At 70.4% G+C, this 13,954-nt stretch carries 5 protein-coding genes; 4 read left to right on the forward strand and 1 reads right to left on the reverse strand.

Features of this window, described 5'->3' with window-relative positions; translation table 11 throughout:
- From DZC73_RS26605 to DZC73_RS26615, 3 genes are read left to right on the forward strand one after another with little or no spacing between them, the layout of a single operon-like run.
- On the forward strand, positions 1–4,782 hold the full coding sequence (locus DZC73_RS26605; RefSeq protein WP_124543424.1) for a hypothetical protein: 4,782 nt from the start codon (positions 1–3) through the stop codon (positions 4,780–4,782).
- Positions 4,783–6,369, forward strand: coding sequence for a hypothetical protein (locus DZC73_RS26610; protein ID WP_124543425.1), 1,587 nt, complete (start codon positions 4,783–4,785; stop codon positions 6,367–6,369).
- A 4-nt stretch (positions 6,370–6,373) separates the two neighbouring features.
- On the forward strand, positions 6,374–8,326 hold the full coding sequence (locus tag DZC73_RS26615) for an ATP-binding protein (RefSeq protein ID WP_198414988.1): 1,953 nt from the start codon (positions 6,374–6,376) through the stop codon (positions 8,324–8,326).
- 248 nt (positions 8,327–8,574) lie between these two features.
- On the opposite strand, the gene DZC73_RS26620 is transcribed toward DZC73_RS26615, so the two are convergent.
- Positions 8,575–9,141 (reverse strand): hypothetical protein, encoded by a 567-nt coding sequence (locus DZC73_RS26620; protein WP_124543426.1) that lies wholly within the window; start codon positions 9,139–9,141, stop codon positions 8,575–8,577.
- Between DZC73_RS26620 and DZC73_RS26625 the strand changes: the two genes are divergently transcribed.
- Positions 9,140–13,948: a hypothetical protein gene (locus DZC73_RS26625; RefSeq protein WP_124543427.1), complete on the forward strand. Its 4,809-nt coding sequence runs from the start codon at positions 9,140–9,142 to the stop codon at positions 13,946–13,948. The genes DZC73_RS26620 and DZC73_RS26625 overlap by 2 nt on opposite strands.
- Positions 13,949–13,954: the final 6 nt, after the last annotated feature.

A 13,954-nucleotide genomic window follows, 5' to 3' on the forward strand; every position in this document is an offset into this window, starting at 1 on the left:
ATGAAGATCCTGCGCGGCATCGACCAACCCTTCGGCGGCGAGCACGTGCTCGTGACTGTTCCCGCGCTGGGGCCTTACGCCAAGGCCAGCGCCGACGAGCCTGCGCTGCGCAAGCGGCTGAACCTGTTCCCGCAGCGTTCGCTCACGCACACCGCGCTCATCGACGAGCAGCGCGGCCGCATCGCCGATGCGATGCGGCTCGGGCAGTCGGTGGCGCCGGGCGTCATCGACGGGCTGGAGCTGGCCATCGAAGGCAACACGCTGGTGCTGCTGCCGGGGCACGCCATTTCGCCCGATGGGCAGGACATCGAGCTCGCCTACCCGCTGCATGTCGCCTTCGATGCCATCAGCGTGATCTCGCCGCGCGTGGAGAAGGAGCTGGAGGCCGCACACGTCGGCGCCACGCCCTGGCAACGCCTGTCCAGCTTCCAGCGGCAGGCCTCGCTCAAGCAGGTGCTGACCGACCTGGGCGGCGCCAGCTTCCTGCCGCATGCGATGGTGCTGGTCGCGGTGCCGCGCACCATCGCGCTGGACCGCAGCGGCGAGGACGATTCGCCGTGCCCGAACGCGACGGAGGAGACCGCGTTCTCACGCGCCGCGTGGGAAGACGGTTTCCAGCTCGTGTGGTCGCCCTGGCCGGACGATCGGCCGCTGCCCTTGTGGAGCACGGACGGCACGACCATCGATGCGCGTTTTCGCAACCGACTCGCGTATGCGGTGTTCAACGCCGAGCGCGAGCGCCTGTCCATCAGTCAGCCGCGGTCCATGCGCGAGTGGATGGACCGTGCCGGCATGTCCCAGGCCGAGCTCGATGCCATCGCCGCGCAGGCCGCGCTGCTGGCTGACCGCGGCAAGCCCTGGCCGTGGGAGCAGTTGGGCGTGCCGCTGTCCATCGTGGCCTTCGACGCCGGCTTCAAGCCTGTCTTCGCCGACCGTGCCGCCGTGGTGCGCCAGGGCGGCGGCCGCCACAACCGCAGCGCGCTCGTGCCCTGGTCGGGCGACGACGTGCTGTGGCAGGCGCGCGTGTCTCAGTTGCTCGAACACCTGGCCGAGATGCCGCAGGACCAGCGCACCGCTGCCGTGCTTGCGCAGCAGTTCGACTGGCTGCCGCCAGCGGGCGTCCTGCCGCGCGACGCGGCCGACTTCGTGGCCGGACGCCAGGGCTTCTTTCCGCCCACCTTCGACGTGCAGGCCCAGCCCATCCCGGTGGACATGGTGGACGCGCTCATCGCCGAAGCCTCGCCGCTCCTGCCCTTCAACCTGTCGCTGCGCGACCAGGTGCAGCTGCTGGTGCCGGTGCCCTCGCGCTTCTACGACCCCGAGCTGCTGCAGCTCGATGTGCACATCAACCCGCTGTTCGACCTGGAGGTCGACCGGCTCACCGGCGAGCGGCTGAAGCTGCTCACGCGGCGCGATGCGCTGCGCCGTCGCTACGACCTGCTCACGCAGGCGATGGTGGGCGACACGCCCAGCTACCCGCAGGACGATGCCAACGCCCTGCCCGACGAGACCGGCGCGCTCGATGCGCTGGCCTTCGCGCGCATCCACCGTTCGAACGCCGTTGCCAACAGCGCGCAGATCCACGGGTTCACTGCTGCGAATCTGAAGCTGGAGTTCCAGGCGGTGGACGAGCTGATCGTCTTCGTGCGCATCGACAGCGCGCCGGCTGGCATCGGCGTGCGTGCGCTGATCAGCGCTGATCCGCCGCAGGAGGCGCGCATCGTCCAGCCCTTCACCTGGGGCGACGTGCCGGCCGACGCCGACGGCGACCGCATCGGCGACCTGCCGCAGACGGGCGTGTGGACGAAGCTGTCCGTGCCCATGTCGCGCGCCGGCCTGGCTGGCCAGAAGATCGATGGCCTCGCGTTCGCCATCTTCGGCGGCGCGCAGCCCAGCCAGGTGAGCTGGGGCTACGCCGGCAAGGCCGCCAGCGGCATCGAGAGCTACTGGGTGACCGATGCCCTGCCGCCCGGCGCGCAGGTGATCGATGCGTCGACCTGGGTGTGGGTGGACCAGGGCGATCCGGCCGATGCGTCGGAGGATGCGGCCTTCGGCGTGCCCGTCGAGGCGCCGCCCTCGTCGGCCTCGACCAGTGCCGACGCGACGGGCGTGGCGCGCCCGCACACCCGCCACGTGAGCGAGCTCGACAAGCTGCTGTCGAGCTGGAAGAACTTCCGCGGCGGCATCCTCACGGTGGAGCTGGGCGAGCCCGCCGGGCTGCGCAACGCCACCACGCCGCCGCGCACCATCGACGGCGGGCTGGACGAACTCATCCAGCGCCTGGACGGCCGCATCAAGGCCGCGGGCGACCACGTGGACTTCGGCTTCCTGCGTGCGCGCACCGACATCTTCCGCATCCGGCAAAGCGTGCTGGGCACCGACGATGCGGGGCGCTTCCTCACCTCGCCCGCGGCGGCCGAACTCGTCCAGCGCAACGACAACCCCGTGGCCACCGAGAAGGAGTTCAGCGACTACTTCAAGCAGCTGAACGCGAAGGCCGTGACGCCGCCGGACTTCAACAGCCCGGCCACGCCGCGCTCGCGGTCGCGCGGCCCGGCGCCTCGCGCGGGCGTCAGCAGCCTGGGCGCGACGCGGCTCACCGGCACGACCAGCCGCGTGTCCTTGCCGACCAGCACCTTCGCGCTGTCCTCGTCCAGTTCATCGCTGTTCACTTCAGTGGCAGCGGCGCCGCAGGCGGCGATTCCCATTGCCTCGGTGGCTGCAGCCGCACCCTCGGTCATCATCGCGGCCGCACCCACGGCTGCCATCGGCGCGCGACCGGGCCTCGAAGTGGAAGGCGCGGTGAAGATCACGCCCGAAGTGGCCGCCACGCCGGTGAAGATCATCGGCGCCACGGCCCGGACGGGCCTCGGCGTGAGTGCGGTGGCCGCGTTGCGGCCGGCGCAACTGAGCGTGGAGGCCCCGCCGGCCATCAAGGACGTGGTGGGCGCGAGCCTCATCGGCGCCACCTACAACACCGTCACGGTAGCCGAGCGCTTCACGCTGCCGGCCTCGGTGGTGTCGAGCAACACCGCGGCCAAGGGCAAGAACGATTTCGTCGTCACCGGCATCAACGGCCTGAAGGCCAGCGGCCTGGTGGTCGATGACCTGCCCATCTTCGGCTACAAGAAGGCCAGCGGCGACAACCCGACCACCGTCACCGCCGGCGACCTGCTGGGCGGCGTGGACATGAGCGACGAGGACGCTGCCGATGTGGGCAGCGACCTGCACGAGGCGGTGTACTTCCGCCGCGGCATCGATGCCATCGACAACACCATCCGCTTCCTGCGCGGCATGGAACTGCGCGGCGAGGACTACCGCCGCCTCCAGGCCGACGCGAAGGCCGCGCGCGAACGCATCTCGGGCGTCACCGCGAAGATCCAGGACCTGCTGGCTTCGCTGGCGCTGAAGCTCGCCGAAGTGCGGCACGACCTTTCGGTGGCGCGCGCGCTGCGCGACGAAGAGCAGGCGCGCATCGACGCGCTCATCACCAAGCGCAAGACCATCCTTGCCGAGCAGGTGCCGTACCTCGTGTTCCGCCGTCCGCGCTTCACGCTGACGCTGCAGGACGTCCCCTTGCTGGATGCGCAGCCGGCGGATGTGTCCGACCCGGTGCCGCGCTGCCGCAACGATGCGCACGATGCGCCGCCGGAGCTCATGGCGATGGTGGACACGCTGCGCGACGTGCCGGTGCACTGGCTCAAGCCGATCTCGCAGGTGTTCGTGAAGCTGGACCGCATCACCGACATCGAACGCGTGGTGGCGCAGGCGCAGCAGCGGGTGTTCCTGGGCAAGGCCGTGCAGACGGTGAGTGCGCTCGGCGTGACCGAAGGCGCCCACACCGGCACCGGCCAGATGCTCAACTACACCTTCGAGCGGCATGCCGAGCGCATCACCAAGACCTACCAGGATGCGGCGCAGCAGCTCGTGGCCTTCGACGCATCGAGCTGGCGCCAGGCGATCGAGCCGGTGCAGCGCATCGCCAACGTGCGCGACCTGCTGCAGGTGGGCACGCAGCAGCGCGAGGTGACGCTGGCAGCGTCGGGACTGCTCGATGACATCGCCGGCGTGGCCTCGTGCCTGCACGCGTCGTTCTGCAACGTGCCGCCGGCCACGCGGCTGCGCTGGGCCGAGCTGTTCTCGCAGCTCGATGCCACCGTGTCGCTGCGCGTGCTGACCGTGCTGCCCGGCTTCGGCAATGAAAGCCTGGGCGTGGACTACATCGCCTGGCGGCAGATGCAGCGCATGGTGGACTGGCTGTTTGCGCAGGTGGCCGACGAGGCGCCCGCGCAGGAGGCCATCAACGACCTGGTGCGCGTGTGCATGCTGCTGGCGGCGCACGCGCCGGTCAAGCGCATCATCAGCGCGCGCATCCGCCGGCCGGTGCCGTCGGTGGTCAACACGCGGCTGGACATCGACATCGACCCGAAGGTCACGCGCATCGGCATGCAGGTGCTGGTGCATTCGCCGGCCACGCAGGCGCTGCTGGCTCGCGCCGTCGTCGAGGACCTGGCCGATGGCGTCGCGACCGCGCGCATCACCCACGCGCCTGGCGGGCCGTCGGTGATGCTGGATGCCAGCATGCGCGTGCAGGTGCAGGCCGGGCCGCCGCTGACGACCGCGACCGTGCAGCGTGCCGAAGCCGCGAAGGTGCAGGCCGACGCGGTGCCCAGGAACCCCGGCGCCATGGCGGCCAGGCCGGCGCAACAGGCGGCCGACCCCGTGGCCGAGAAGCGCGTGGCCAAGCAGGTGGATGCGCTGCGCATGGTGAGGATGCGGTAGATGAGCAGTGCGTCCGCCATCGTGCGTGCCCAGCAGGCCCTGGATGCCGGCCGGCGCGCGCGCATCGTGGGCCATGCGAAGCTGATGCCGGCCTGCGACGACGATGCGGCGCAGATGCGCTTCGCGGTGGAGGATGCGCTGAACACTGCCGACTTCGGCGATGCGGGGCGACTGGTGCTGGTGCGCCGCCTGCGCCTGGCGGCGTTGCCGCCACGGGCGAGCCCGGCGCTGGTGGCGCGTGCAATGGAAACGGCCTGGCGGGCCGCGGCCTTGCGCGCTGTGCCGGCGGTGCACCCGTCGGCCGGGCGGTCGGAGGCGGTGTTCTTCGCCTCGCGGTTCGAGGCGCGCATGGCGTGGCTTGCGAAGGTGGCCGGTGGTGAAGTGCCGGCCGCGTGGTTCTGGAGCGCGGCATTGCCTGAGTTGAAGGCGGTGGCCGCGATGCCGGTGAGCGCCGCCATCGAGTGCGTGATGGAGTCTGCGCTGCAAGGGAGCGAGCCTGCGGTGGCCGGTGCCTTGAAGCGCTGGCCCGATGCAGCGTTGGTGGCCCTGGTGCGTGGGATGCCGGCGGTTTCGCATCGCCGGTTGCTGCAGGTGTTGACCTCGTCGGCACATGCACAGCGGTCGGCACCCGTGGCCACACTCGTGGCTCGCGTGCGTGCGGCCAAGGCCTTGCCTCCACCGCTTGCCATCGTGGCGCGAAGGCTGTCAGCCTGGGCGCCGATGGACGAGGCACCGGCGAACCTGCTGGCAGCCCTTTGGCTGGAACCGGTGCTGCGGCGGATGCCATCGATGGACGAGGTGCTGGCCGTGGCGAGCCGGGCGGTGTGGATGGCCGGCCAGTCGTTGGCGATGCCGGCCGTTGGTGAGGGCTCGGCTCAGGCGCAGGCCGGCGTCGCGGAGAAGGATGCACCGCAAGTGCATGCCTTGGATGAGCCCACGCTGGAGGCACGGGCCGGCGCATCGGCGGCTGATCCGACGAGGCAGCGCGCCGACACCGGCACGGCCTCGCGGCCCGAGGCCTGGAAGATCGAATCCGGCCTCACGCCGCAGCCTCAGCCGAGGGTGAAAGCGAGGGCGGCGCGCGCCGCATTCCAACCGTCCTGGCCGTGGCTGGTCGATGCGGCCTTCACACGCTGCGGTGGGTTGATGCTGGTGCTCAATGTGCTGGCGGCGTTGCGCTTCGACAGGCGGTTGCAGGGCGTGGAAGCCAGCGAGCGGCGACGGCTGGTGCAAGCGTTGCTGCTTTGCTGTCTGGATGTGGCAAAAGCGCCGGAGGACGAGCCGCAGCGGGCGTGGTTGGATGCCCCGCCCCATCCGTCCCTGCGGCTGTGGACATTGCGCCTTCGCCGCACCTTGCGCCGCCACGCCCGCATGGACCTCGCCGATCTCGTGCGCCGCCCCGCCTGGGTCAGCGCCACGCCCACCCACATCGATGTCGTCTTCGCCATGGACGACGTGGACATGCGCCTGCGCCGCCTCGGCCTGGATGCCGACCCCGGCTGGGTGCCGTGGTTCGGCCGCATCGTGAACTTCCACTTCATCGACGCCGGCCTGCTGCCCGTGCCCGAGGAGGACGTTCGTGGATAAGCGGGTGCGCCTCTCCCTGCATGCCCGGCTGCTGGCCGCCATGGCCGCGGCCTTGCCGGCCGATCAGCTCGAACATCCCGATGCGCAATGCCTGCGCGACGCGCAGGCGCAACCGGTGGTGGAAGAAGGCGTGCTCGCGCCGCTGGTCGATGCGCTGGGCCTGGGGCATGTCGAGCAAGCGGCCGCCGCGCTGGCCTTGTGGGTGGAGCTGGATGCACGCCTGGCCGCCGCGGTCTCGCTGCTGCAGGGCAACGCGACCCGCATCGGTCCCGGCCGTCCCACCCTCGGTCTTGTCGCGAGCCTTGCTGCCTGCATTGCAGACGACACGCCGCTGTCGCCCGCGCAGGCCATGAGCCGCATGCTGCAGGGCGCGGCGCTCGCCAGCGGACTGCTGCAGTTGTCGGAAGCGCAGCAGCTCGCGCATGCACGCACGGTGCAGATGCCGGCGTCCATCGTCGCGTGGCTGGCGTCACCCGAACCGGCTCGCCATGCGACGCCGCTGGGCCGCCTGCTGATGCGGCCTCTGGCTGAACCTCGCTGGCCCGTCCCGGCTGCATGGTCTCAGGCCGGCGATCGGTTGGCGGGGCTGATGGCCGCATCGCAAGGGCCCTGCGCCGTCGTGCTTCGCGGCGCGGATGCCGGCGAGCTGCGCGGCATGGCCGCACGCGTGGCCTCGGCCATCGGCCGCACGGCATTCGAGATCGGCGGCGCCGACGATGTGCAGGCCCTTTCTGCCGATGCCTTCGCGGTGCTGTCTGCTCGCGAAGGCGCTGTGCCTGCGCTCATCGCCGCCCGCGGCGTGCCGGTGTGGGAAGCGCAGGCCGCGCCCGGCAGTGCCACCCGCGTGCCGCAGCTGTCGCACTGGTCTGGCCCGCTCATCGTGCTGGCCGGCACGGACAGCGCCTTCGAGACCACCTTGCCCCTGCATGAGTTCGAACTGGGCATGCCCGGTGCGCAGGACCGGCTCGCGCTGTGGTCCGGCCTGCGCGAGCTCGCACCCGATGGCATTGCCGCTGCAGACCGCGACGCCATCGCCCGCTCGCGCTGCGGCATCTCGGTGCTGGCGCAAGCCGCGGCCCACGCGCAGGACGGACTCGCGCACGCCGCCATCGAGGAGGCGGTGCGCTCCAGCGCGCGGAGCCTCTCCGCCTGGGCCCAGGTCTCGTCGGACCGCATCCCCGCCGATGCCTGGGTCGGCCCGCCGGACGTGCACCGCGAGCTGGGCCTGCTGCTCACGCGTTGCCTGGCCCGCTCTGATGCGGGCGAAAAACTCGGGCCACTGCTCAGGGGCCGGCTGAGCCAGGGTGTGAAGGCCCTGTTCATCGGCGCCTCGGGCACCGGCAAGACGCTGGCCGCGCAATGGCTGGCCGACCGCCTCGCGCGGCCGCTCGTGCGCGTGGACCTGGCCGCCGTGGTCAGCAAGTACATCGGCGAGACCGAGAAGAACCTCGCGCAGCTGCTGTCGCGGGCCGAGCATCTCGATGCGGTTCTGCTCTTTGACGAAGCCGATTCGCTCTTCGGCGCGCGCACCGACGTCAAGCAGGCCAACGACCGCTACGCCAACATGCAGACCAACTACCTGCTGCAGCGGCTGGAGACCTTCCACGGCGTGGCGGTGCTCACCTCCAACAGCAAGGCACGCTTCGACGATGCCTTCCTGCGCCGGCTCGATTCGGTGGTGCAGTTCCCGCTGCCCGACGTGGCCGAGCGCCGCACGCTGTGGTCGCTGCACCTGGGCGAGGCGCCGCAGGTGGATGCATCGGTGATGAGCGCCATCGCCGCGCTGGTGGACCTGCCCGGTGGGCACATCCGCAATGCGGTGCTGACGGCGTCCTTGCTGGCGCGGCAGCGTGCGCAGGAGACGGGTGCCGACGCATCGCTGATGGCCGACGACCTGCGCGAGGCACTGGCGCTGGAGTACCGCAAGCTCGGCCAGCGCGCGCCAGACAGTCTCTGAGGGCGCGGGCACGCCGTGTTCGATACCACACGCCCGACATCAACTGACGCCCGACGGCGCCTGCCGGCAGCGCCCGCGCCGGCCAGCGAGCATGCCGAGCCGGAGGTGGCCAAGCCGCAGGGTGCGTCGGCCATGCAAGCGGCCGGCGCTTCGGCGGGCAAGGATGCCCCGGCCGCAGGGGCGGCTGCATCGCCGATGCAAGGTGCAGGCGCTGCGGCAGGTGGTTCGCAGCAAAGCAGCCTGCCGCGCTACATGCAAGGCGGGGCGGGTTCGTCGACCGTGGGAGGGGCTTCTTCACCTCCCGCGGGTGGAGCGGCGGCGGGCGTGTCACCGTCTGCGCAGGCGGCCACCAGCATGCCGGCAACGGCGACCGCCACGGCCGCGCCTGGCCTGCAGTCCGCGTCGAGCCACACGGGTGCATCGGCCACGCCATCGATGCAGGCGGCGAGCGGCTCGCCGTCGAGCCAGGCGGCCGGTGGTGCGTCGACGCAGGCCACATCCTCGGCGAGCGCAGGTGCAGCGGCCAGCGCGGCTGCCGCCGGGGCATCCGGCGCTGCGGGTCCGGTGCAACCCATGCCTGCCGGCACAGCGCCCGGAGCCGCCGCGAGTGGCACGGGCACGGCTCCTGGCATGGCTTCGAGTGCGACGCCGGGAACTGCAGGCGGCGCCGGTGCCATGACTTCGCAGCCGGCCGCGCCAACGGCTGCAGGCAGCACCGCGTCCAGCGCGTCCGTCTCGGGCGCAGCCGGATCGGTGCCGTCGACGCCCACCTCGGCCAAGGATGGCGTGGGTGGCGTCACTGGTGCAGGCGGCATGCAGGCGCAGGTAGATCCTGCCGCGCCCAGGACCACCACGCCCGACGGCAAGCCTGCAGCAGCCGGGGCATCGCCCTTGCAGAACAAGCAAGGCGAACCATCGGCGAAGAAGCCCGATGCCAAGGCTGCGGACAAGACGCAGGCCAAGGCCGACCCGAAGGCCGTGGCCGGTGCGGAACAGGCCGGCAAGAAGGCCACCGGCAAGGGTGGCGAAAAGGCCGATGCGAAGAAGCCAGGGGCGGAACACGGCAAGGATGCCGCGCACGCCGAAGAGGCCCACGCCAAGGACGGCGTGGGCGGCAAGGGTGCGCCCACGCCGGGCAAGGCCGATGCCAAGGGCAAGGGAGCGGGCCCGGCGGACAAGCCCAATCCCGACGTCGCCAACGAGGCGGCAGCCGGTCAGGCCACGGGCGGTGGTGCCGCCGAAGGTGGCGGCGCACAGGCGGCCGGCGCGACGCCTGCCGCTGCGGTGGGTGGCGGCGGCGGTGCGGGAGGTGGTGGTGCGGGCCCCGCGGGTGCCGCCGGTGAATCCGCAGGTGGCGGTGGTGGAGGCGAGGGCGCCGAAGCGGCCGCCGAATCCGCGCCCGGCGGGCAGGCCGCCGGACCCGCTGAAACCGTGCAGGAGAAGACCGAAGAGCGGATGGCGCAGGCCAATCCCGCAGGCGCCGCCGAGGAGGCGCATGCCGAGGGTGAACACGCGCCGGCCGGTGGATCGGCCGCGCACTCGCCGGAGGAAGCACACGGCGGCGATGCTGGTGGCGCCGGTGGCGAAGCAGCCTCCGAAGGCGGTGGTGGCGGTGGCGAGGCGGCTCCGGCCGTTGAAGGCGGCGGCGGTGGTGGTGGCGAAGCCGCTGCTGAATCCGCAGGCGGTGGTGGAGGAGGCGGTGGCGAAGAAGGCGAAGCGGCCGGCGCTGCCGGTGGTGCTGCCGAGGTCACCGACTCGCCCAAGGCGGCCGACAAGGTGTCGGAGAAGACGCCGTCGGTCAGCGAAGCCAGCCACGAGGAACCCGACACGGCCCAGCGCCAGCAGGCCGGGCACGATGCCCGCGAGCAGCATGCGGAAACGCAGGAGGTGGCCGAGACCGGCAGCGAGGAGCACGCGCAGGAGAAGGCCGAGCAGCATGCCGACGCGAACGCGGGTGCATCCGGTGGCGAGGGCGGCGAACTGGCCCCCGGCGAGAAGAGCGCGGGCGTGGCCGAGCTCGGCGAGAGCGTGGGCGGTGGCGGCGAGGGTGGTGGTGGCGGAGGAGGCGGCGGTGGTGGTGGCGGCGGCGGCGGTGCGCAGGAAGCCGAACAAGGTCCGCCGCCCGACACGGCCTCGCAGGATCCGGCCGCAGGCCTGGGTGCCGCAGCCTCCATGAGCCCGGTGCAGGCCGGCGCGGCGCTCAGCGGCGTGAGCAGCTCCATCGACCGCACGGCGAGCGAGGAAGCCACCTCGCTGCAGGACCAGATCCCGCAGGCCGAGGTGGGTGCCGATGGCGCACCGGCCACCTGCGTGAAGACCGACGATGGCGGTGAGGGCGGTGACAAGCCTGCGGAGGTCGAAGCCGAGGCGTCGCAGGAAACGCCGCAGCCCGAAGCCACGCCGGAAGCCGGCCCCGCCCCCAGCGAGGACGTGGTGGCCCCCACGGTCACCGCCGGCGAGGGCGGCAAGATTTCGGAAGAGGACGGCGAGAAGGTGCAAGGCGCGGTGGACGACATGCCCACCACCGACCCGGGCCTGGACGTGTCCGCCGGCGAAGCGCCCAAGGTGGAGCTCAAGGGCGATGCCGACCCCGCTGCGGCCGACCAGCAGAAGGCCGAGCTCGACAAGACGGCCGCCGAACAGCAGGCGCAGGGCGCGGTCGATGCGGCCAAGCCCGCAGGCGAAAACGCCATCCGCGTGACGCGGCCCAAGGAAGTCATCAAGGGTCCGAATGTGGCCGACCCGGGCGGTGGCGGCGGCAAGGGTGCGGCGGCCGACGCGGCCGCAGCCGAAGAGGGCGTGGGCATCATCGCCAAGGAGAAGAAGGGCCCCGAGGTCAGCGCGGCGATGGTGCAGGCGCAGGCCGACATGGCGTCCAAGAAGGGCGAGCACCAGGCCAAGGTCTCCGAGGAAAAGACCAAGAACGACCAGGAGATGGCCAAGCTCAAGGAGGACAACCTCGCGCAGCAGGAAGCCGAGAAGTCCGGCGCCCGCAGCGAGGTGTCCAAGGCGCGCAGCGATTGGACCTCCGAGCAGAGCAAGGAGATCAAGACCACCAACGAGAAGGCCGGCAAGGAAGTCGCCAAGGGCAACGAGAAGGTCACCGCCGAGCAGACCAAGGCCGATGCCGACGCGAGCAAGCACATCGAGGAAGGCGACAAGCAGGCCGGCGAGGAAAAGGCCAAGGCCGAGAAGGATGCGGCGACCAAGAAGTCCGAAGCCAAGAAGGAATCGGGCGGCGTGTTCGGCTGGCTGTCCAGCAAGGTGGCCTCGTTCTTCGATGCGCTCAAGAAGGGCATCACCGCGATCTTCGACGCGGCCAAGAAGCTCGTTCGCACCATCATCGACAAGGCCAAGAAGCTGGCGGTGGCGGTCATCGAGGCGGCGCGCAAGGCCATCGTGGCCGTCATCAAGGCGGTGGGCGCGGCGCTCATCGCGCTGGGCGACGTGCTGCTCGCGGCCTTCCCCGGCCTGAAGAAGAAGTGGCGGCGCTTCATCGAGAACCGCGTGAAGGACGCCGAGAACGCGGTCAACAAGCTGGCCGACGCCTTGAAGAAGGGCATCACCAAGCTGCTCGACTTGTTAGGCAAGGCCTTCGAGTTCCTGCTGGACGCCTACAAGAAGGCGATGTTCATGGTGCTCGATGCGGCCAAGGCCGCGGTGGATGGCGCCATCAAGTTCGCCAAGTCGGTGGCCGACCTGGTGGGTACCTTCGTCGTGCTCATCAAGGACATCGCGTCCAACCCGGGCGGCTGGATCAGCAACCTCGGCGCGGCGGTGATGGACGGCGTGAAGAACCACCTGTGGAAGGCCTTCAAGGCGGCCGTGAAGGGGTGGTTCAACGACAAGCTGGAAGAAGTGCTGGGCGTGGGCCTGACCATCTGGAACGTGCTCAAGAAGGGCGGCATCTCCATGAAGGAGGTGGGCCACATGGCCTTCGAGGCCTTGAAGGCGGCCATTCCCGCGGCGCTCATCCAGCTGCTGATCGAGAAGGTGGTGGCGATGATCGTGCCGGCCGCCGGCGCGGTGATGGCCATCATCGAAGGCCTGCAGGCGGCCTGGGGCACCGTGCAGCGCATCATCTCGGCGCTGGGCAAGTTCGTGTCCTTCCTGAAGGCGGTGAAGGCCGGCGGCGCCGGGCCGCAGTTCGCCGAGCTGCTGGCGGCGGCGGCCATCGTGGTGATCGACTTCGTGGCGAACTGGCTGCTCAAGAAGCTGCGCGGGCCGGCCTCGAAGGTGGGCAGCAAGGTCAAGGCCATCGCGCAGAAGATCATGGCCAAGATCAAGGCCGCGCTGAAGAAGGTCGGCAAGGCCTTGAAGAAGATCGCCAAGAAGATCGGCGGCAAGTTCAAGAACCTCAAGAAGAAGTTCAGCGACTGGCGCGCCAAGCGCAAGGCCAAGAAGGACGCGAAGAAGGCGGCCAAGAAGAAGGACCCGAGCCAGAAGAAGAAGGACAAGGAAAAGGCCAAGCAGGACAAGCTCGACCGCGGCGTGGCCAAGGCGACGCCCAAGGTGCAGGCGCTGCTGCGCAAGGGCGTGGGCAAGCTGTCGCTGAAGGTGCGCCTGATGGGCATCGCCTTCATGAGCGGGCTGTCGTCGCTCAAGCTCAAGGGCGAGGTGATCGAGGCGCGGGTCAATCCGAAGAAGGAAGTGAGCCGGGCCGAGCAGCTCAAGCTGGGCGGCGCGCTGGAGCCGATCATCCAGGCGGCGGAAACCCAGTTCCTGGAGCAGTACGACGCGGCGCGCGCCAAGGAAGATGCGGGCGAGCAGGCCGACGGCGACGGGCCCAAGCAGAACGACTCCGTGGACACGCTGCGCCAGTTCCAGGAGGCCGAGGCTTCCGGCTCAGGCTTGTCGTGGGACTTGAAGAAGAAGCTGGACGCGGCGGGCCGCCGCAGCATCCCGGCCAAGTTCGTCGCCGGCATGCGCATGGCCGGTGGCGGCTTCGCGCAGTTCATCCAGCACATCAAGGCCGGCGCCCAGCGCGCGAAGGCGCGGCTCACCGGCAAGCCCGACGACCCGTCGGCTTCGCTGATCACCACCGTGATCGCCATGGGCGGCAGCGGCGCGAAGTACAAGGACATCGCCAAGTCGGAGAAGTCGCTGGACTTCTCGGAAAAGACGCAGACTCTCATCGCACTGGAAGGCGCGCGCCAGCCCGGCGTGCTGACCAGCCTGGGCGTGTCCACCGCGACGGCCAAGGCCGAGCTGGATGCCACGGCGCCATCCCAGCAGGCCAAGAAGGAAAAGGCCCTGGTGGGCGAGGTGCTGGACAAGAACAACCCGATGGCGCCGGAGAAGTCGGCCGTGGCGGCCGCGGCGGAGAAGGACAAGTCGGTGCTGGACGGCCGCAGCAAGTCCGAGCGCAAGAAGGTCCAGCGTGCCGGGGACGAGCGCAAGCGGCGCATTGCCAAGATATTCTTGAAGCTGCGCCACCTGATGGAGACCAACAAAGACATCTACGGCGACGGCAGTTCTGCACTTGCGCAAGTATCGAAGGCGTTCTCGAACTGGTTCGAAGCACGCAAGCCCGGCTCCGGCAAGTCGTCCGACGATATCGTCAAGGCCGCAGAGGCGCTCACGACCAAGCTGGTGCTGTTCCTCAAGAGCTTCACAGGATGACCAAGG

The sequence above is a fragment of the Rhizobacter terrae genome, assembly GCF_003852895.1.
GTDB classification, from domain to species: Bacteria; Pseudomonadota; Gammaproteobacteria; order Burkholderiales; family Burkholderiaceae_C; genus Albitalea; species Albitalea terrae.

What these genes read in the sequence shown, in the direction of transcription:
- DZC73_RS26610 (WP_124543425.1), top strand. Translation starts at nt 4,783, where the DNA reads ATGAGCAGTGCGTCCGCCATCGTGCGTGCCCAGCAGGCCCTGGATGCC.
- DZC73_RS26605 (WP_124543424.1), top strand. Translation starts at nt 1, where the DNA reads ATGAAGATCCTGCGCGGCATCGACCAACCCTTCGGCGGCGAGCACGTG.
- DZC73_RS26625 (WP_124543427.1), top strand. Translation starts at nt 9,140, where the DNA reads ATGCAGGCGCAGGTAGATCCTGCCGCGCCCAGGACCACCACGCCCGAC.
- DZC73_RS26620 (WP_124543426.1), bottom strand. Translation starts at nt 9,141, where the DNA reads ATGCCGCCTGCACCAGTGACGCCACCCACGCCATCCTTGGCCGAGGTG.